Origin of the sequence: Micromonospora sp. NPDC048986 (assembly GCF_040649335.1) — a bacterium.
GTDB classification, from domain to species: domain Bacteria; phylum Actinomycetota; class Actinomycetes; order Mycobacteriales; family Micromonosporaceae; genus Micromonospora; species Micromonospora alfalfae.
In genome coordinates this window covers 589,656-608,891 of record NZ_JBEZFJ010000001.1, presented here as the reverse complement: position 1 = coordinate 608,891, position 19,236 = coordinate 589,656, and the positions used below count along the sequence as shown (strand labels likewise).

The 19,236-nt window shown below is 72.2% G+C and carries 19 protein-coding genes and 1 pseudogene; 5 read left to right on the top strand and 15 right to left on the bottom strand.

The window, feature by feature from the left end:
• Position 1: 1 nt before the first annotated feature.
• On the bottom strand, positions 2-802 hold the full coding sequence (locus tag AB0B94_RS02820) for a crotonase/enoyl-CoA hydratase family protein (RefSeq protein WP_357267665.1): 801 nt from the start codon (positions 800-802) through the stop codon (positions 2-4).
• Positions 803-987: 185 nt separating this feature from the next.
• On the opposite strand from AB0B94_RS02820, the gene AB0B94_RS02815 reads away from it, so the two are divergent.
• Positions 988-1,842: a Rieske 2Fe-2S domain-containing protein gene (locus tag AB0B94_RS02815; RefSeq protein ID WP_328651462.1), complete on the top strand. Its 855-nt coding sequence runs from the start codon at positions 988-990 to the stop codon at positions 1,840-1,842.
• Positions 1,843-2,747: 905 nt separating this feature from the next.
• On the opposite strand, the pseudogene AB0B94_RS02810 reads toward AB0B94_RS02815, so the two are convergent.
• From AB0B94_RS02810 to AB0B94_RS02755, 12 genes and pseudogenes are all read right to left on the bottom strand, one after another.
• Positions 2,748-3,782 (bottom strand): annotated as a pseudogene (locus tag AB0B94_RS02810) (LysM domain-containing protein); the annotation flags it as partial.
• Between the two features lie 14 nt (positions 3,783-3,796).
• Complete coding sequence (locus tag AB0B94_RS02805) at positions 3,797-4,246, bottom strand: pilus assembly protein TadG-related protein (protein ID WP_357267663.1); 450 nt, start codon at positions 4,244-4,246, stop codon at positions 3,797-3,799.
• Complete coding sequence (locus tag AB0B94_RS02800) at positions 4,243-4,710, bottom strand: TadE/TadG family type IV pilus assembly protein (protein WP_357267661.1); 468 nt, start codon at positions 4,708-4,710, stop codon at positions 4,243-4,245. Before AB0B94_RS02800 ends, AB0B94_RS02805 begins: the two co-directional genes overlap by 4 nt.
• Entirely contained in the window at positions 4,707-5,150 is a 444-nt protein-coding gene (locus tag AB0B94_RS02795; RefSeq protein WP_357267659.1) for a TadE family protein, read from the bottom strand. The genes AB0B94_RS02800 and AB0B94_RS02795 overlap by 4 nt, the downstream gene beginning before the upstream one ends.
• A 5-nt stretch (positions 5,151-5,155) precedes the next feature.
• Positions 5,156-5,359, bottom strand: a complete 204-nt coding sequence (locus AB0B94_RS02790; protein ID WP_357267657.1) for a hypothetical protein — start codon at positions 5,357-5,359, stop codon at positions 5,156-5,158.
• A gap of 24 nt (positions 5,360-5,383) precedes the next feature.
• Entirely contained in the window at positions 5,384-6,256 is an 873-nt protein-coding gene (locus AB0B94_RS02785; RefSeq protein WP_357267655.1) for a type II secretion system F family protein, read from the bottom strand.
• 55 nt (positions 6,257-6,311) lie between these two features.
• On the bottom strand, positions 6,312-7,214 hold the full coding sequence (locus AB0B94_RS02780; protein WP_357267653.1) for a type II secretion system F family protein: 903 nt from the start codon (positions 7,212-7,214) through the stop codon (positions 6,312-6,314).
• 4 nt (positions 7,215-7,218) lie between these two features.
• Positions 7,219-8,754 (bottom strand): ATPase, T2SS/T4P/T4SS family, encoded by a 1,536-nt coding sequence (locus AB0B94_RS02775; protein ID WP_357267651.1) that lies wholly within the window; start codon positions 8,752-8,754, stop codon positions 7,219-7,221.
• On the bottom strand, positions 8,744-9,544 hold the full coding sequence (locus AB0B94_RS02770) for a ParA family protein (protein ID WP_112586267.1): 801 nt from the start codon (positions 9,542-9,544) through the stop codon (positions 8,744-8,746). The genes AB0B94_RS02775 and AB0B94_RS02770 overlap by 11 nt, the downstream gene beginning before the upstream one ends.
• Before the next feature lie 2 nt (positions 9,545-9,546).
• A complete protein-coding gene (locus AB0B94_RS02765) occupies positions 9,547-10,206 on the bottom strand; it encodes an SAF domain-containing protein (RefSeq protein WP_357267648.1) in 660 nt (219 codons plus the stop codon).
• Positions 10,203-11,078: a hypothetical protein gene (locus AB0B94_RS02760; protein ID WP_357268404.1), complete on the bottom strand. Its 876-nt coding sequence runs from the start codon at positions 11,076-11,078 to the stop codon at positions 10,203-10,205. Before AB0B94_RS02760 ends, AB0B94_RS02765 begins: the two co-directional genes overlap by 4 nt.
• A gap of 53 nt (positions 11,079-11,131) precedes the next feature.
• The gene (locus AB0B94_RS02755) at positions 11,132-11,698 is read right to left on the bottom strand and encodes a hypothetical protein (RefSeq protein ID WP_238672807.1); all 567 of its coding nucleotides are present in this window, start codon (positions 11,696-11,698) and stop codon (positions 11,132-11,134) included.
• A gap of 707 nt (positions 11,699-12,405) precedes the next feature.
• On the opposite strand from AB0B94_RS02755, the gene AB0B94_RS02750 reads away from it, so the two are divergent.
• A complete protein-coding gene (locus AB0B94_RS02750; RefSeq protein WP_357268402.1) occupies positions 12,406-13,083 on the top strand; it encodes an A24 family peptidase in 678 nt (225 codons plus the stop codon).
• 133 nt (positions 13,084-13,216) lie between these two features.
• Here the strand turns inward: AB0B94_RS02750 and AB0B94_RS02745 are convergent, their stop codons facing one another.
• Positions 13,217-13,846, bottom strand: coding sequence for a phosphatase PAP2 family protein (locus tag AB0B94_RS02745; protein ID WP_357267646.1), 630 nt, complete (start codon positions 13,844-13,846; stop codon positions 13,217-13,219).
• A 170-nt stretch (positions 13,847-14,016) separates the two neighbouring features.
• Between AB0B94_RS02745 and AB0B94_RS02740 the strand changes: the two genes are divergently transcribed.
• Positions 14,017-16,416 carry a glycosyl hydrolase family 65 protein gene (locus AB0B94_RS02740; RefSeq protein WP_357267644.1) on the top strand — a complete coding sequence of 800 codons (2,400 nt, stop codon included), beginning with the start codon at positions 14,017-14,019 and terminating at the stop codon, positions 16,414-16,416.
• Positions 16,417-16,482: 66 nt separating this feature from the next.
• On the opposite strand, the gene AB0B94_RS02735 is transcribed toward AB0B94_RS02740, so the two are convergent.
• Positions 16,483-16,947, bottom strand: a complete 465-nt coding sequence (locus tag AB0B94_RS02735; protein WP_357267642.1) for a hypothetical protein — start codon at positions 16,945-16,947, stop codon at positions 16,483-16,485.
• A gap of 187 nt (positions 16,948-17,134) precedes the next feature.
• Here AB0B94_RS02735 and AB0B94_RS02730 point away from each other — a divergent pair, with 187 nt between their 5' ends.
• Both AB0B94_RS02730 and AB0B94_RS02725 read left to right on the top strand, forming a co-directional pair.
• Positions 17,135-18,295 (top strand): low temperature requirement protein A, encoded by a 1,161-nt coding sequence (locus AB0B94_RS02730; RefSeq protein WP_357267640.1) that lies wholly within the window; start codon positions 17,135-17,137, stop codon positions 18,293-18,295.
• A gap of 27 nt (positions 18,296-18,322) precedes the next feature.
• Positions 18,323-19,219, top strand: coding sequence for a helix-turn-helix domain-containing GNAT family N-acetyltransferase (locus AB0B94_RS02725; RefSeq protein ID WP_357267638.1), 897 nt, complete (start codon positions 18,323-18,325; stop codon positions 19,217-19,219).
• Positions 19,220-19,236: the final 17 nt, after the last annotated feature.

Genomic DNA, 19,236 nt, shown 5'->3' with positions numbered 1-19,236 from the left:
GTCACCCGGTAGCCGACGCCGTCGGGAGGTCCCACCCTCCCGGCGGCGTCGTGCCGTGTCGGCCCTCGCCCGCGGCGAACCGGGCCGCGCCGGCAGCCGCGTCCGCGGCCAGCGAGTCCATCCCGTACGCCAACTCGGTCGCCAGCGCCTCCGGCTCGGGCCGTCCCGCGCCGGCCAGCAGCGCCGCCCGGTCGTTGCGCAGGCAGGTCTGTGGATGCCGGGCGATCGTCGCCGCCAACTCCTCGGCTGCGGCCCGCGCCTGGCCAGGTGGCACCAACCGATTGACCAACCCCATCGTGTACGCCTCGTCGGCCGGCACCGGACGGCCGGTGAGGATCAGGTCCATGGCCCGGCTCTCGCCGATCAACCGGGGCAGCCGGACGGTCCCACCGTCGATCAACGGCACTCCCCAGCGGCGGCAGAACACCCCGAGTGTCGCGTCGGACTCGGCGACCCGCAGGTCACACCAGAGCGCCAGTTCGAGCCCGCCCGCCACCGCGTACCCGGAGATCGCCGCGATCACGGGTTTGCTGAGCGTCATCCGGGTCGGACCCATCGGGCCGTCCCCCTCCGGCTCGACCCGGTTGCCGCTCGGTGTGCCGAAGGCCTTGAGATCGGCACCGGCGCAGAACGTCCCACCCGCGCCCCAGAGCACGGCCACCGCCGCATCCGGATCGGCGTCGAAGGCCCGAAACGCGTCCGCCAGCGCCCGTGCCGTAGGACCGTCCACGGCGTTCCGCGCGTCCACCCGATCCAGCACAACTGTGGTGACCGCCCCGACCCGCTCCACCCGCACACCCATCCCGCCAGCATGCCGGCCCGGCCCCACCCCCACAATCCCCGTCGATCTTGCACTTGTGGTTGCCGGTTCGCGGCTTGTGCCCCGGATTACGTGGGCAGAAACTGCAAGATCGGCGGCGTGGGTGGTGCGGCAGGTTTGTCGTCGACGACCGGTTTGGGACGGCGATCGCCGGGAAGTCGGTACGCGTGCGAGCACTTTTGACGAAAGTTGAGCAGGACTCCCGGCTGGACCGCGCGGGTGACCGGTTGCAGAAGGTCGTCCTGGGGACGCTGCGTCCACGCCGGCTGCGTGACCTGCTGCACGGGGTGACCCTCGGGCATCCGCTGCACCCGGCGATGGTGCAGGTGCCGGTCGGCGCGTGGATCAGCGCCGCGGTGCTGGACCTCATGCCCGGGCAGCGCCGGCCCGCCACCGTGCTGGTCGGTCTGGGCACCGTCAGCGCGCTGCCCGCGGCGGTCGCCGGTCTGAACGACTGGGCGGCACTCGCCCGCGACCAGCGCCGGGTAGGCCTGGTGCACGCCGCCGCCAACACCGTCGGCATGACGCTCTACGCCGGCTCGTTGGCCGCCCGGCTGTCCGGCCGGCACGGAATGGGTCGCGCCCTCGGCTTCCTCGGGCTCTCCACGGTGAGCCTCGGCGCGTACATCGGGGGTCACCTGGCGTACAAGCAGGGGGCGCAGGTCAACCAGAGCGTTTCCGAGCTGCACCGGATGACCGACGGCTGGCACTCGCTCGCCGACATGGCGACGCTGCCGCAACGCACCCTGATCACCCGAGAGGTGGACGACGACATCTCGGTGATCCTCTACCGGCACGGTGACGAGGTGACCGTGATGCTGGAGCGCTGCCCGCACCAGAGCGGGCCTCTCGGCGAGGGTGAGGTACAGGAGATCGACGGGCACGCCTGCGTGGTCTGCCCGTGGCACGGCAGCGCCTTCCGGCTCAACGGCGGCGAGGTCGTGCAGGGACCGTCCGGCAACGACCAGCAGATCCTGCCCACCCGGATCCAGAACGGCGTACTCCAGACCCGCCTGCCCTGACCAGCCCGCGCTGCCCATTCGCGCTGCCCGTTCACGCTGGCCTGCCCAGCGCTGACCTGTCCCGCGCTGACCTGTCCCGCGCTGGCCTGTCCCGCGCTGGCCTGTCCCGCGCTGACCTGCTCCGCGCTCACCCGGGCGCCTGCGGCGTTGGGTGCCGACGGCGGAGAACACCAGGTCGTGTGGGCCGCTCAGCTGCGTCGGTGTCGGCCGACCGGCGGACCGTCGGGCACGGAGTCCAGGCCGTGCCCGCCGTCGAACAGCCCGCCCTCGCCACCAGCACCGGCCCAGCCCTCGTCACCACTCCAGCCCTCAGCGCCGGTGGCTGCCATTCCGCCGCCGTGCGGGGCCGTGCCGCCGGAGAGAGCCATCCCGCTGCCGGGGAACGCCGTGCTGCCGGGGAACGCCATTCCGCTGCCGGCAGGCGGCACAGCACTGCCAGTAGGTGCGATCCCGCTGCCGGCAGGTGCGATCCCGCTGCCGGCAGGCGTCATCCCGCCGCCGCGAGGCCCAAAGCCGTTCTCGCTCGGTGCCGCGCGGCCTTGCCGCGCCGCCGGGGCTTCGATGGCCGCAGCCGCCCGGCTGGCAGCCCAGGCGGCACCGCTTCCGGCCGCCCCACGACTGCCAGGCCGGCCCGCGCCTCCACCGTGGCCCGCGCCTCCACCGTGGTCCGCGCCTCCACCGTGGTCCGCGCCTCCACCGTGGTCCGCGCCTCCACCGTGGCCCGCGTCTCCGCTTTGGCCCGTGCCACCGCGGCCCGTGCCACCGCCTTGGTCCGCGTCACCGTTTTGGCCAGTGCCTCCGCTTCGGCCTGTGCCTCCGCTGCTCCGGCCGGCGCGTCTCCCGCTTCGGCCCGCGCCGCCCCGGGATGTGCGGGAGGACGCGGCCAGTCGGGGCGCCGCCCCGGCGGTGGCCGGACGGCGGCGCAGCCCCAGGACTGCGCCGATCTGGGCGCCGACGATGCTCGCCACGGCCAGCACGGCAGAGACAGCCAGCGGGCGGTTCACCCGATCGGCGGCACCGACCCGGGCTGCGCCGACAGTCATCGCTGGTGGTTGGCCCGCTGACTCCGTACCGCCGGGTGGTGCCGGGGCCACCCGCGGCGGTGCGGCCCGCTCGGGCGCCGGCCGGGGCGCGGGCGGCTTGGGCGCTGCGGGGCGGTCGACGAGCCGACCGGTGGCGTGCTGCCGGGCCCCCTGATCGGTGGCCTCCGTGGGCAGTCGGAGCAGTTGCCCGGGGCGGATCCGGTCCGGGTCGTCGAGCTTGTTCAGCTTGGCGAGCTGTCGGTAGTCCCCGAACTCGTCCAGGTACCGCTCGGCCACCTCCCCGAGGTAGTCGCCCCGCGCCACCCGGTACACCGGTGCGGCCTCGTCGTTCGCCGCCGAGGCACCGGGTGCGGCCAGTCCCGTTCCGGCCACGCCGAGCAGCCCGCCCCGGGCCACCGGCGCGGCCGTGTCCGGCGTCGTCGCGGCTCGGGTCGGTGCGGCCAGCGTGGTGACGGTGGTTGCGCTCGGACTCGCGTACACCGGAGTTCCGTAGACCGCCGCGGCGCTGGCGGCGGCCGGGCTGGCGACCAGGATCAGCGCGATCGAGCCGAGCAGCGCGGCGGCGGCCTTCTGCTGGCGGCCCATCCCGGGCAGCTTCGGCGCCGGCCGGCGCAGGGTCTGTGCGCCCAGTTCGACGAGGACGGAGAAGGCGAACGTGGCCCAGCCGAACCAACCGGCCACCGCCAACGCCCGCAGGAAGAGCTGACCGTCGTCCCGGCTGGTCAGCGCGGTGCCCAGTTCGCTGATCGTGGGGAGGTGATCGGGCAGCGGGTTACCCGCGAAGGCGAGCAGCGCGATCGGCGCGCCGACCAGCAGCCCCAGAAGCACTGCCAGCGCGCCGATGCCGGTGAGGATCCGTCCGGTCCGCCGTACGACGGACCCACCCGATACGGGCATGGCTGCCTTCCTTCCTACGGTGTTGCGGTGATGGCACGCGCTGTCGCCTCGCCGGTGACGGTGACCGCCTTCTCCTGGATGAACGGTCCGATCATCGAGCGTTGGTAGGTGATGGAAACGGTCACCCGGATCAGGGTCTCCCCGTCGACCTCGGGGAAGTTCACTGTGTGGCCGGCGGTGTTCACGACGGACAGGTAGTTGGCCACCGCATCGCGCGCCTCCGGCTCGTTGATCCGCTTCGGTCCGCCCTCGATGGCGGTGGCCCTGTCGATGGCCTGACCGCCGGCCCGGGCCGCCTCGGAGGCCAGGTTCTGGGCGTGTTGCAGGGTGCGGAGCTGACCGGCGGCGTCGAAGGAGAGACCGATGATGGCCAGTACGCCGACCATCGTCACCGCGAGGAAGATGCTCACCCGGCCGTGCTCACCTGCCCGCGAGGGACCGGCAGCCGACGTGGTGGCCGTCATTGCCGGCTCCGGTAACGGTCAAGCGGGGAGGTGAACTGCGCCGAGATCTCCTTCTCGCTGGTCATCCCGGGCAGGATGTCCAGGGTGATGTCCCGGAAGGACACCACGCACCTCAGTGTCACCGTCACAGTGGCGTTCGAACCGACCTCGCTGCTGAAGGCCATGTCGAAGCTGTTCGCGTTGTCGGGCGACTTGCCGGTGAATGCCGGGTCCAGGTCGTTGACGCAGGCCAGGCCGCGCCAGTCCAGCTGGGCCCGGGCGGCCTCCACCGCCTCAGTCCGGGCGGTGCCGGAATCCCGGGAGATCGAGGCGGCCCGGGCGGCGTCGTGCGCTGCCGCGTCGAGCGCTTCAGCGGCAACCGCTGTGCGCCCGACCACACCTGCCAGCACCATCAGTGCGATGAACGCGGGCGCGAGGACAGCCACCTCGATGGAGACCGAGCCCCGCTCGGCGGTGCGGGTCATGGCGGTGTCACCCTCTCCACCGTCCCGTGGGCGGTCTGCTGTATCGCGAAGTCCACGCCCGGCACCACCGACAGGGACCGGCCGCTGACGGTGCAGGTCACGTCGGTCGTGGTGGTCACGCAGGTCGGGCCGGGCCTGTCCCAGCCCACCAGCCAACCGTCGGCGGCCCTCAGGAAGCGGGAGGCGCTGTCCACCCCGACGCCGCCGCGCGCCTGGTACGTCCGCTGCGCGTTGACGCCACTCTGCGCGGCGTTCAACGCCGTGGAGCGGGCGAGGAAGACCGCCGCGACCTGGATCGAGGCGAAGAGCAGCACCAGGATCAGCGGCATCATCACGGCGAGTTCCACCGGGTTGGCGCCCCGCTCGCGGTCGCCGGCCGCGAGGCGGTGCCGAGCGGCCGTGACCGCTCGGCTCCATCTCGGGTACGCGGCTCGACGCATCTCGGCTACTCCGGGACCGTGTATCCCGGGATACCGTTCATCCAGCCCCTGGCCTTGGTCAGGGCCAGGGCGGTGACGGCCATGGCGACGGCGACCAGGCCGGCGATTATCACCGCGGTGGGCACCGGGCTGTCACCGCGCTCGCCGTCGCGGCGAAGCTCGGCCAGGCGCGTCGTCACCACGACGTGCAGGTAGCTGAGGATGGACATGACGTTCTCCTTCAAGGGGTCGGGTCAGACACGGGCGATGAACGGATAGAGGACGAACCCGAGCAGCACGAAGACGAGCAACGCGCCCGGGATGTCGAGCTTGCTGGTGATCCCCTCGGCGCGGGCCAGGTTGTCGGTGCGGATCTGGTCGCGCAGCGAGTCGGCCCGGCTGCGCAGCGTCTCGTGCACCTGCGCGCCCTCGCTGCCGGAGGAGCGCATGATCGCGCCGACGTCGCCCAACTCGGGAATGCCGATCTTGTCGGCGAGGTCGCGCAGTTCGTCCCAGGGCGCGTGCATCTGCATCTGGGCGATGCGCAGCGACTCCTGGAGTCGGTCGAACACCCAACCGTCGCAGACCGCCGCCGCCCGCTCCAGCGACTGCACCGGCCCGTGCGCGGCCGAGAGCTGCAACGCCACCAGGTCGAGGTACGTGCAGACGGCCTGGCGGAACTCGTCGCGGGCGGCGTTGGCCCTGGTCAGCACGGCGCGGTGTGCCAGCAGGCCGGCCAGCAGCGCCAGGCCGAGGCTGCCCAGCACCGGCACGACCAGCGGGAATGGGACGCCGAGCAGCCACAGCATCACCCCGAGCACTGTCGGTGTGGCCAACCCGATCAGTGCGGAGAGCAGCACCGACAGCGCGTACTGCTCGGAGGTCTGGCCGATCAGGGCGAGCTGCATCTGCGGCGGCCGCATCCAGCGGGACATGCCGGTCAGCCAGTCGAGCCGCCGGGATGCGGGCGTGGACACCCGGCCGGTGCCCGGCGGCTGATGCAGTCGACGCAGCGCCGGGCCGAGCGCCGGTGTCGCCGGCACCAGCTCCCGGACCACCAGGAACACACCCAGACCAATCCCGGCGCCACCGCAGACAGCGAGGGCGAACTGCCAGTTCACGATCATGCGAGCCGCCTTTCGCGTGCGGCCGCCGGGCTCCGCTGCGCTGCGCTGCCCGCGCTCACGCGATCACCTCGCTCGGGTTGGGCGCCGGCAGGAACCGGGCCGGCCGTTGCGGCTGGCTCATCGACCGCACCCAGGCCAGCAGGCCGATGAAGGCGGCGCCGAGGGCGGCCATCACCAGCTGACCCACCGGGGTGCCGTACGGCCTGATGTACTCGGTGTTGATCAGCCCGTACGCCAGGGTCGCCAGCGTCATCCCGGTGAGGAAGCGGACAGCGAACCGGGGCTGGGTGCGCTTGGCCTCGATCTCCCGACGGGTCGCCACCTCCGCTGACGCCGCGCCGGCGATCGAACCGAGCACGTCACCCAGCCGCTCACCCCGGTCCGACAGGTGCAGGATCAGCGCCGCGACCACCTGGTCGCAGACCGGGTCGGCGATCTCGTCGGCGAACGCCAGCAGTGCGGAGCGGGCCATCCAGCCGGCCTGGAGGCGGGCGGCGAGCAGCCGTACCTCGTCCTCGACGCCGGGTGGCACGCTGCCGATGGTCCCGATGATCGACTGTTGGAGGCCCTGCCCGGTGCCGGAGACGTCCTTGAGTCGGCGGGTCCACTCGCCAACGGCCTCGATCCGGGCGATCGCCCGCTGTTCGGCCTTGCCCACCCCGAACAGCCACGGGGTGCCGGGCACCGCCACCGCCACCAGCAGGCCCACCACCGGCAGCCCGGTCAGCAGGAACGCCAACGCGCCGGCGACCAGCGCGGCGACCAGCAGCGCCTGATAACCGCGCTGCTCGGCCGGAGTGCTGCCCGGCCCGCGCCACAGTCGGCTCAGCCCCGGCCCGCTGCCCGGCTGCGGGCCCGGGGGTCGGCGGGTGCCGACCAGGGCGACCACTGCCAGCAGCAACCCGGCCACACAGGCGGCGCCGGAGACCACAGCGATCAACTCCAGGCTGTCGAGCATCAGGTCACCGCCGGGCCAGTCGGGTCTGCCGAGGCCGCCGCCAGGCACCGGCACCTGCCTCGACCCAGCGGGTCAGCAGCCGCGCGTCGTAACCCACCCGCAGCAACTGGTCGCGGACCCGCTCCGGCAGGTGCCGGGGGACCGCACGACCGTCCGGGCCCGGCCCGAAGACAGTGGTGGTGGTGATCCGACCGGCTTCGCCGGCCCCGATCACCTCCTCCACGTGCGACACGAACCGGTGTTTCCGCCCGCCGATCGCGGTCTCGTCCTCGATGGTGACGTAGACGATCAGGTCGAGCGCGTTGCCGGCCATCCGACGGGCCTGGTCGACTGTCATCTCGCGGCCGTGCGCCAGGGCCAGCTCGACGATCCGTTCACCCACGCCGGCGGCGGTACGGGCGTGGATGGTGCACATCGACCCCCGGCTGGTGGTCATCGCCTGGAGCATCGGCACGATCTCCCGGGACCGCACCTCGCCCACGATGATCCGCAGGACGCCCATCCGCAGCGACAGCGGGATCAGGTCGGCGATGGTCACCTCGCCGGCTGGGCGGCCGTCGAAGCCGCGCTCGCCGTGACCCTCCCGCGCCTCGAAGCTCATCACCGCCCGGTGCCGCTCCCGACGGCGGGCCGGGAGCAGCTCCCGACTCTCCTCCAGCAGCACGTACGGCTCATCCTGCGGGATCTCGTTCATCAGCGCCCGGATGACGGTGGTCTTCCCGGCGCCGGCCAACCCGGCGACCATGATGTTCAGACCGGCGCGCATCGCCGCGCGCAGGAAGTCGCGCAACAGCGGGTCGATCATCTCGTCCAGGTCGCCCCGGGCGCCCGCCAGGTCGTCGAGGCTCACATCCAGTGTGTTGTGCTTGCGGATCACCGCGTACGGGCGGTGGCTGACCAGGAACACGGCGGCCAGCCGGCTGCCGTCGGGCAGTTGCAGGTCGAGGGTGGGCTTCACAGTGGAGAGGGACCGCTCGGTAGCGCCGGCCCGACGGGCCGCGGCCTGGAGGATCTCCACCAGCTCGGCGTCGCTGTCGGCGATCGGCTCGGCCCAGTCCACCCCACCGCCGTGCCGGGTGATGCGCACCTGGTCGCAGCCGAGGATGTGCACCTCCTCGATGGTGTCGTCGACGAGCAGCGTCTGTAGCCGGCCGAGCCCGACCAGCTCGGCGGTCACCTGGTCGAGCAGCAGGCGTTCGTCGCCGGCGGCCATCGGCGTGCCGGCCCGGCGCACCGAGTCCGCGTACGCGGCGACCACAGTGACGGCGAGTCGGGCCCGCTCGGTGTCCTCCTCGTCGACAGTGAACTCCCGGCCGCGCTGCCAGAGGGTGAGCCGTTCGGTGAGTTCCCGGCGCAGTTCCCGGACGACCTGGAAGTCCATCCGGGCCCGGGGCGGCGACTCCGGCAGCGGGGTAGCCGCGGGCGTGGGCTGCGGCCCGGACTGGTGGTGCCGGCCGTTCGGGACGGTCAGGGGCGGCGCGGTGGAGGTCACTGCCGGTGGCTGCTGACGCGGGTCGGTGGAGACCGGCTCAAACCGCATCCGGCACCCCCTGCTGCACGGGCCACGCCAACCGGGCCCGTCGCCGTTCCAGCAGCGCCCCGATCGGGACCTCCAGCGCGGCCGCCGCGCGCATCAGCGGCCGACCGGCCCGCACGGTTCCGCCCAGGGCGAGCACCCCTGCGGTACGCGGATCGTGCGGCAGCCGTGCGATGACCGGCAGTTTCAGGGCGCGGCTGATCTCGGCCCGCCCGTGCCCGTCGCCGACCAGCAGCAGCCGCAGGGTGCCCGGGGGCACCCGGTGTTCGGCGAAGTCCCGTTCGATCGCGGTGACCACCGCGCGGGTGCCGGAGAGGTCCGGCAGGTTCGCCCGGGTCACCAACAGCACCACCGAGGCGGCCCGCAGCACCGGCCACGGAGGCCCGGTCACGTGCAGCCGACCACAGTCGACTAGGACGTCGTAGCCGGGGGTGCCGCGGTCGAGGGCGTCGAAGTAGTCGGCGAAGCGCTGCCAGAGCGGGGTGACGCTGCCGCTCTGGGCCGGGTCGACGAGGCCGGGCAGCAGCAGCCGTTCCCGGCGGGGTGCGTCCAGGTCGACCAACTGGGACCAGAACGCGGTTTCCAGGTTGCCGTCGCGCAACTCCCCGACGGCCAGCTCTCCGATGCCGCGTGGACCGTCGAGTTGGCCGCCGAGATATCCGGCGAGGATCGAGCCGCCGGCCGGGTCACATTCGGCGACCACCAGCCGCCGGTGCCAGGCCAGCGCGCAGGCCAGCGCCGAGGTGGTGACGCCGGGCGAACCCTTCGCGGACACCAGCGCGATGATCGCCATGCTCAGGCCGCCTCGGTCAGGACGACGGCGAGCCGTTGCTGTGCGGCGAGCGCCACCACCGCCGGCACGTCACGGGTGAGCAGCGCCAGGTACAGGACCTTGTCGTCGTTGGCCGGGCTGACCATGTCGATGACGGTGGCCGTGAACCGGGTGCCGGCGGCGGCCTTGTCTTCGTCGGCGTCATTGTCCGGAGTGCTGACCAGCAGAACCTTGTCACCGGGGTGCAGCTCGCGGGCCGGCACCTGGGCGGTCTTCAGGCCGAGCGCGATCTGCTGCTGGCCGGGGCCGAGCAGCGGGTCGTCGGTGACCTGTCCCAGGGTGAGCAGCGTGCCCGGAAGCAGCGCGACGGCGGCTCGTTTGCCGACCACCTCGTCGAGTCGCGCGGCGGGCACCGGGCGCAACCCCTGGCCGCCAGCGACCTGCACTGTGACCAGGTCAGCTGCGCTGATCTCCCGGCCGACCTCCACCGGTCGGGCCACCGCCAGGTAGCTGCCGGTGGCCCGTACCGAGGTGACCGCGAAGGCCGCGCCCAGCCCGCCCAGCGCGATCAGGAGGACGGCGAGACCGAGCAACCCGGGACGGACCCGGCGCTGGCGGACGACTGTGGGTGGGTTGACGGGTGCGTCCACCGACGGGGTCCCGTTGCGCGTCGCGAGGCTCATCTGGTGACCACCTGAAGTTCGTTGATCCTGATCTGCACGATGCCGCTTCTCCGGGTCTGCGGGATCACCCGCCTGGTGGCGTCGCTGTTGGTCCACCAGCTCACCGTCCAGTGCGTGGTGGCGGTGACGTCGTAGGTGTCTGCCTTCTGGTAGCCCTCGTCGTAGCCGCAGTCCGGCGAGGTGGCACCCGCCCGCGTGCCAGTGGCCTTGTACTCGGTGCCGGCGCCGTGGCAGGTGACCTTCTCGCCGTTGCCCATGTCCCAGACGATCCGGTCGACCTTCGCTTCGATGTAGACGGTCAAGCCTCTGTCGGACTCGTCGGCGTACAGCGGGCCGAAGTAATTCTTTCCTGCGGTTGCCCACATCCACACGGGCAGGCCGACCAGGCCGGGGCCGATGTCCTTGCGCGGCGCGACCTTCAGCCGGGCCGGCAGCAGGCTGATCTTCGCCAGGGCGCGACGGGCCAGCTCCTCCGGGTCCGGTGGTGCGCCGAAGCCGGCCGGCGGATCGGCCAGCGTCACCATCACCTGCGTACCCAGGTCGCCGCCGTTGCAGGTTTGCAGGTACCACTGCTCGCCCTCGGGCGGCTCGACCGTCCCCTCGGTCAGCTTGTAGTAGCACCCGTCGCCGTTGTTGAACCAGCCCAGGTCCTCGTCGTAGCAGGGGATGGTCCGCCCGTTCCACTGGCAGCCGCCGCCGCCGCCACCGCCGCCGTCGTCTCCGCCCCCACCGTTGTCCCCACCGCCCCCGGGATCACCGGGATTGCCGGGCTCGTCGTCCCAGACGCTGCAGTCGGGTTGGTCGGGTGGGCAGCCCGCCCCCGGGTCGGCCCGTAGGGCGGCGGTGGCGAGCGGGGCCGCACCGACTACCAGCAGGAGCGTGAGGCCGAGCCCGGCGAGCGCCCGTCGGATCGTCGCGGCCCCGCTCAGCACGGCTGGTCCCGGTGCGTCGCGCCGTAGTTGATCAGCCAGCGGCCGTCGGGATAGCGGGTGGCGGTGGCGGTGGAGAGGTGTCTGCCGCCACCGCTGCCCGGGACCGAGCGTTTGTCCTTGGCGTAGACCAGCCGGTAGCCGGTCGTGTCCAGGCAGTCCTGGATCTCCACCGTGGCCGGCTTCGCGTCCAGGCTGACGGCGGTAATGGTCGGGTCGGACTTGATCGTCCCGGTACGCATGGCGCCGTGCTCCTTGGCTTCGCGAATGGACACCCGGACCCGAGTCAAAAGTGGATCACCAAGGAACCGGGACAGTTCCGGCGAACGCGGATCACTGCGCAGGCCCGCCGTGCGCGAGGCCGCGAGATACCCGGAGTACGCGTCAAGCGCCGCCTTTTCGGCAGCGCGCCGGTCGACGTCGGAATCGGTCCGGGGTCCGTTGTCGCGGACTTCCGTCGGCCGTTCGACAGCCTCCCGTCCGCTGGCGCAGGCGGTGACCGGCATCGCCGCCACGCCCACCAGCAGGCAGATCGCCGCTCTTCTGAGCTGCCGTCCGCGCACCGTCGAGCCTCCTCGTGGTCGCCCGGGGCGGTGACGGTTCACCGCCGTCGGGCATGCGGAAGCGCGCCCGGATCAGCACATCCGGAGCCGTTCATTGCGCTTCTGCATTCACCGTTACGGATCTTTTACAAATTGGGGTTCCTGTGTCGTCCGGTGGTGAAGGTGAGGCTTGCGTCACACCCAAGGGGCGAGCATAGGCTGACGCTCGCCGATGCAACAGAGGCAATTCAAGCGAACACTCAGCGTGATGACAGGTGGTGGTGGCGGGTGTCCGCACTGTGCCCCGGGCAATGGGTGAGCGAACTGTCGTTATCTGTCGGGTGCCGCCGGGCCGAATGGGTTGACCGGAGTCGCCGCACCGGTCGCGGGAGTGGGACATCGCGGTCTCATCCCGGCATTCGACCGGCGTCGGCTCACTGTCGGCGGGCCGCCTCGCCCATCGGCACGCCTCACTCGGAAAGGGCTGGAAGCAGGCTCGCAGGCTCCGGTCGGCACGTCGCTTTCCGCGCCATCCGCTACACCACTGCGAGCGTTCAATCACGATCCGTGTTCGTCATCGCGGGGGACCAGTTGGCCGCGATGGAGGCGACATGGCGCTGACCGGCCCCCCGGAGGCCATCCCCGGTCGGGAGGACCCACCCGATCGGAGCCCGGCAGCACGCACCCGGCTCTCGACAGTGTTCGCGATCCTCGCGGTCAGCCCGCTGATGCGGTTGGCCGCGCTGCGTTACGCCGTACCCCCGGGTCTGCCCAGCCGGCGCGGCTGCGACGCCTGCGGCGCGCCGGTCGGCCTGACCCACCCCTGGCCGGCGCTCGGCCCGGCAGCCCGGTGCGGTCGGTGCGGCGCCCGGGTCGGCCCACCGCCGGCCACCGTCGAACTGGTGGTGCTCGCGGCGGCGGTGCTGCTGGCGCTCGCCGGGCCGCCGGGCGGGGCGCTGCCGGCGCTGATCTGGTGGCTGGGCTGGACCATCCCGGCGATCGTCGTCGACCTGGCCGTGCACCGGTTGCCGGACCGGCTCACAGTGCCCGCGGCGGCCGGGACCTGGCTGCTGCTCGGCGTGGCCGCGCTCGACGCCGACCCGGGGCACTGGCTGCGAGCAGTCATCGGCGGCGCCGGGCTGGCGTTCTTCTTCGCCAGCACCGCGGTGCTGCTCGGCCGCCGAGGCTTCGGGTTGGGCGACGCCAAGCTGGCGCTCAGCGTCGGCGCGCTGCTCGGCTGGTACGGCTGGCCGGTGCTGCTGTTCGGGCTGGTGCTCACCTTCGGGCTCTCCGCCCTGGTGAGTCTGGGCCTGCTGGCCACCCGCCGCGCGAACTGGAGCACCCACCTGCCGTTCGGCCCGTTCCTGCTGCTCGGCACGACGGCCGCCCTCCTGCTAACGCCCTGACCCCGCCCCGCCCCGCCCCCGCGATCTTGCATTTTCTGTCCCGGCGTAAGGCGCGTTCCGCTCATATCGACAACCGAAAGTGCAAGATCGGCGTGGCGAGGGGGCGCTCTCTCACTCCAGGTCGCGCTGCCGATCAGGGGCGGGAGCGGCTGGCCAGTTTAGGGACCGGGCCGTCGGGACGGTTGGCCCGGCGGCGGAGCACCTCGCTGGTCGGGCGGGCCAGCAACGGGGTGAGCACCACGGCGACCAGGGCGCCGAACAGCACACCAGCGATCACGTCGTGCGGGTAGTGCACGCCCACGAAGACCCGGGAGAAGGCGGCGAGCGCGGCCAGGGGGAGCGCGACCAGGCCGAGTCGGCGGGAGAGCAGCAACGTGGTGACCGCCAGCGCCCCGGCGATGGTGGCGTGGTTGCTGGGAAACGACCAGTCGCCCGGCGGTGGGCAGACGCCCGCGATGATCTCCCTACCGATGGTCCGGCAGGGGCGGTCCTGGTCCACCACGGTCTTGAGGAACTCGCTGCCCACGTACGCCAGAAGGGTCGGCACCGGCGCGATCAGGGCGAGTGCCCGGTCGTGCGGGCCGCCGGACCGGCGGCTCAGCGCGGCCATCACCAGCAGCGCGCCGAGTAGCAGGATCACCCCCTCGGTGGCGTGTCCGACGAACCACTGCACCGGCTCTGGGCTGCCGGCGGCGGCGTCGACGACGTCGCTGTACCACTCGGCGCTGAGCTCCGGAACGTCAATGCTGCCGTTGTCGACCATGCATCACCTCACTTCACGTTCATACCCTGTTCACCTTGGGGACACCCTAGGAACGCGCCAGAGGGCATCGCTGCTGTCGAAGGTCGGGTGGTCTGCCAGACCTTCGTCCAGGATTCGCACAGCGGGCTCTGGTTGGCTGTCGCACTACGTGGACATCGACAGGAGGCCCAGTGCAGACCGGTTCGGCCACCGATCAACAGCGGTCCAGCGCCCCCGCTGCCGATGACGAGACCTGGCGGATCCGGCGCACCGCAGCCGACGTGGACCGACTCGGCGAGACCGAGTCGATCTTCGCGTTGGGCAACGGGTGGATCGGCTGGCGTGGGGTGCTCGACGAGGGTGCCCCGTGCGGGATGCCGGGCAGCTACGTCAGTGGCTTCCACGAGCGGCGCGAGCTGAGCTATCCCGAGGAGGGGTACGCGTTTCCGCAGGCCAGCGACACGGTCATCAGCGCACCGAACGCCGCACTGATCCGGCTCTGGGTCGACGACGAGCCGCTGGATCTCCGGACCGGGACGCTGCGCAGTCATGAACGGGTGCTCGACCTGCGTACCGGCGTGCTACGCCGGGAGACCGAGTGGATCTCACCGGCCGGGCGGGGCGTCCGCATCCGCAGCACCCGGTTGGTGTCCCTGCCGCGTCGCCCGGTGGCCGCCGTCCGCTACGAGGTCGAGCCGTTGGACACCGCCGTCGAGCTGCGGGTCTGCTCGGACCTGCTGGCCAACGAGAAGGTGCCGCAGCGTTCGGACGACCCTCGGGCCGCCTCGGTGCCCACCGACCCGCTGACCGCCGAGACGTACCGTGCGACAGGCCTCGACGGCGTGCTGGTGCACCGCACCGAGCGCAGCGGCCAGCGCGTCGCTGTCGCGGTCAGTCACCTGCTGGAGGGCCCGGGCATTCTGACGACCAGCGGCGACTGCACGCCCGACCGGGCACGGCTGACTGTGGCGGGTCGCCTGCACCCGGGGGAGCGGTTGCGGCTGACGAAGTTCGCCGCCTACGAGTGGGCGGCTCTCGACGCGACGCCCGCCGACGAGTTGGCGGCCCTGGTCGCCGCCGAGGCGGAGGCGGCGCGCGCGGACGGCTTCGACGCCCTGCTCAGCGACCAGCGCGCCGCACTGGACGCGGCGTGGCAGGTCGCCGACGTGCGGCTCGACGGCGATCCGGAGCTTCAGCAGGCAGTTCGGTTCGCGATGTTCCACCTGATCCAGGCCGGTCGTCCGGACTCCGACCGGAGCATCTCGGCCAAGGGGTTGACCGGCAACGGCTACGACGGGCACGTCCTCTGGGACACCGAGAGTTACGTCCTTCCGGTACTCACCTACCTGGCCCCGGCGGTGGCCCGCTCCGCGTTGAGGTGGCGGCACGCCCACCTGCCCGAGGCGCGGGAGCGGGCGGCCGAGCTGCGGTTGAGTGGCGCGACCTTCCCGTGGCGCACCATCGGTGGCCGGGAATGCTCCGGCTACTGGCCGGCGGGCACCGCGGCGCTGCACGTCAACGCCGACATCGCCGACGCGGTGTTGCGTTACCTGGCCGCCACCGACGACCAGCGGTTCCTGACCGAGGCGGGTCTGGAACTGCTGGTGGAGACCGCCCGGCTCTGGCACGGCTTCGGCCACTGGTCGGACGAGGGCGACTTCCACCTGCACGGGGTGACCGGCCCGGACGAGTACGCCGCGCTGGTCGACGACAACGTGTTCACCAACCTGATGGCGAAGCGCAATCTGCGCGGCGCGGCGGACGCCGCCGAGGGACATCCCGAGCTGGCCGGCCGGCTCGGCGTGGACCGTGACGAGGTGGCGGGCTGGCGGGCTGCCGCCAACGCGATGGCCATCCCCTACGACAGTGAGCGCGGGGTGCACCAGCAGGCCGCCGGCTTCACCGAACAGCCCGAGTGGGACTTCGCGAACACCGGCGACGACGACTACCCGCTGCTGCTGCACTTCCCGTACCTGGAGCTGTACCGCAAGCAGGTGGTGAAGCAGGCCGATCTGGTGCTGGCCATGCAGCTCCGCCCCGGTGAGTTCACCGCCGACGAGAAGGCCCACAACCTGGCCTACTACCAGGCCCGGACGGTCCGCGACTCGTCGCTGTCGGCGGCCCCGCAGGCCGTGCTGGCCGCCGAGGTCGGGCACCTGGACCTGGCGTACGACCTGTTCGCCGAGTCGGTCCTTCAGGACCTGGCCGACCTGGGCGACAAGACCGCCGACGGGCTGCACCTGGCCTCGCTGGCCGGCGCGTGGCTGGCGCTGGTGCAGGGCTTCGGTGGGCTGCGCGACGACCGGGAGGTGCTCTCCTTCGACCCGCGGCTGCCCCGCCGGATCGACCGGCTGGCGTTCAGCCTGCGCTGGCGCGGGCACCGGTTGCGGGTCACGTTGACTCCGGTCGAGGCCCGCTACGAGCTGCCCGACGCCGCCGCGGATGCCGAGGTCGAGCTGTGGCACCACGGCGAGTCGCTGCGGCTCACCGGTGCCGAACCGGTCACCCGGCCGATGCCGCCGGTGCCCGACCCCGGCCCGGAGCCGCCCTCCCCGCCCGGCCGCCGCCCCAGCCGCCGCTCAGCCGGCTGAGCCGCCCCGACCTGCTCAGGGGCCGGCCGCAGCTTCGGGTTCGTCCCAGGTCAGCGCGGTGTTGGCTCAGGTCGGGGCGGGACCGCCGCTCATCCGCTCGCGGACGGCCTCCAGCGCCTCGAAGGCGTACGCCCAGTTGTGGCACTTGAAGCTGCGCAGACCGTCGATGGCTGTGTGACAGTCGGAGCAGCGCACCCCGGCGATGGCATCCGGAATCTCGGTGTTGACGTATTTGCGCTCGCCCAGGATGACCGTGGCGATCATGGCCTTGTCGTGCAGGCCGGAGAGCGCCGACGAGACGATGTCGTACCAGGTGATCCGCCGACGGCACTTCGGGCAGTCGGGTTCGTCGCCGCTGACCCAGAGCGGCGCGCCGATGCTGCGCGCCGGCATGCCGAGCAGTTTCTCCAGCCGCCGGACGTCCGACTCGGGGGTGGTCCAACGGTGTCGGCCGGGCAGTGATGCGGGCGAGTCGTACACGGCGCGGAACAGGTCGTGGTCGACCTGCACTGTCTCGCGCTGAGCGGTCATCGGCGTCCCTCCTCGTTGAGTCGGTGCCCCCACCGTGGCCAGTGGTGACCATGGGCGCAGCCGGATCAACGACACGAGGGGTCAGCGGGTCGTCGCCGCGGTCCGCCGCTGACAGCGCTTTCGCCTCCGGTGGACGGATTCGGGTGGTACGACGGACGCAGGGCGTGCGCCAGCGGGAGGAGCGCCGATGGCGAGCAGACCCGAACGGCTGCTGCGGGGCGGCGACTCGCCGTTGAGCGCCTCGTTCCTGGAGCTGTTCTTCGATCTGGCGTTCGTGCTCGCGCTCAGTCAGTTGGCCGCCCACCTGCTGCACGACCTCAGCATTGTCGGCGCTCTGCACACCGCCCTGCTGTTGACCGGGGTCTGGTGGATCTGGGTGCCCACCACCTGGTTCGCCGACTGGTACGACCCGGAGAGCCCGGCGGTGCGGTGGCTGCTGGTGGGTGCCGCGCTGGGCGCCCTGCTGGCCGGGGTGGCGATCCCGCAGGCGTTGGACGGGCGGGGGCTGCTCTTCGCCGGCGCGTACGTCTCGGTGCACATCGCCCGGGGCGTGGTCACCGCCGTCGGGCTGCGCGGTCATCCGCGGCAGATCCGGACGCTGCGGATCCTGTGCTGGTTCAGCGTCTCGGCCGTACCGTGGCTCGCCGGCGGGTTGCTGCCGCAGTGGCGGGTGCCGCTGTGGCTGCTCGCCCTCGCCCTCGACCTCACCGGTCCCCGGCTCGGCTGGCCCACGCCGGGGATGGGCCGGACCAGACGGGAGGAGCTGCACCTCGCCGGTGAGCATTTCGCCGAGCGGTACCAGCAGATCATGATCATTGCGCTCGGCGAACTCGTTCTGGTCGCCGGCCTGTCGTACGCCGGCACCGACCTCCACTTCCCACAGACTGTCGCGTTTCTACTGGTCTTCAGCATCGCCGTGCTGATCGGTCTGCTCTATGTCACGCCCGCCGGCCAGCGCCTCGGCCCGGCCATCGAGCGCGCCGACCCGGCCCGGCTCGGCGTGATCACCGGTTACCTGCACCTGGTGATGATCGCCGGGCTGGTGGTCACCGCCGTCGGCGCCGAGTTGAGCATCGCCCACCCCCTGCGGACCGGTGACACGACAGCCGTCGTGGTCATCCTGAGCGGCCCGACGCTGTTCCTCGTCGGGCGGATCCTCTTCTCGGCGGCGATCCACCGGCGACTCTCCTGGCCCCGGGTCGCCGCCCTGTTCGTGCTGGCCGGTGCGGCGGCCGTGCTGCGGTTGCCGCTGTTAGTGGTCAGCGCGGTCGCCACCGGGGTGGCGCTCGCGGTGGTCGTCCTGGACCACGCCGGCATCGGTTCCTACCGCCACCGATCTGGTGCGTAGGCAATAAGCCTGACTAAAGTCAGGTATATGGACTCGGCTCTCATCGCCGCCGTGCGGCGGTTCAACCGGACTGTCACCCAACGGGTGGGTGCGCTCGACGACGAGTACATGGCCCAGGGGCGTCCGCTGGGGCAGGCTCGGCTGCTCTGGGAGATCGGCCCCGCCGGTGCCGAGGTTGCCGCGCTACGGGCCCGGCTCGGCCTGGACTCCGGACACCTCAGCCGGCTGCTGCGCGCCCTGGAGAACGACGGCCTCATCGCCGTCGGACCGGCCGACCAGACCGGCGGCGACGGCCGCGTCCGCGTCGCCACCCTCACCGACGCCGGCCGGACCCAGTGGGCCGACCTCGACCAGCGGTCGGACGATCTCGCCGCCTCGATCCTCGAACCACTCACCGAACACGGTCGCGAACGACTCGTCACCGCCATGGCCGATGTCGAACGGCTGCTCGTCGGCTCAATGGTCGTCATCGAGCCGTGCCCGCCGAGTGACAGGCGAGCCCGCGCGTGCCTGCGGGCCTACGCCCGCGACATCGCTCGACGATTCGACGACGGCTTCGACCCCGCCCTGAGCAGCCCGGTCCACGACGACGCGCTCGTCCCGCCCAACGGGGTGCTCCTGCTCGCCACCCTGAACGGCGAACCGATCGGCTGCGGAGCTGTCAAACTCCACCCCGACGCGCCCGCCGAGATCAAACGCGTGTGGGTGGCCGACACCGTACGCGGGCTCGGCGTCGGGCGGCGGCTGCTGGGTGAGCTGGAACGGTACGCCGCCGAGAGCGGAGCGGCAGCAGTCCGGCTGGACACCAACCGCAACCTCACCGAGGCGATCGCCCTGTACCGGGCGACCGGTTACCGGGAGATCGAGGCGTACAACACCGAGCGCTACGCCCACCACTGGTTCGAGAAGCAGCTCAGGCAGTGACGGCCTCGGCTACCACG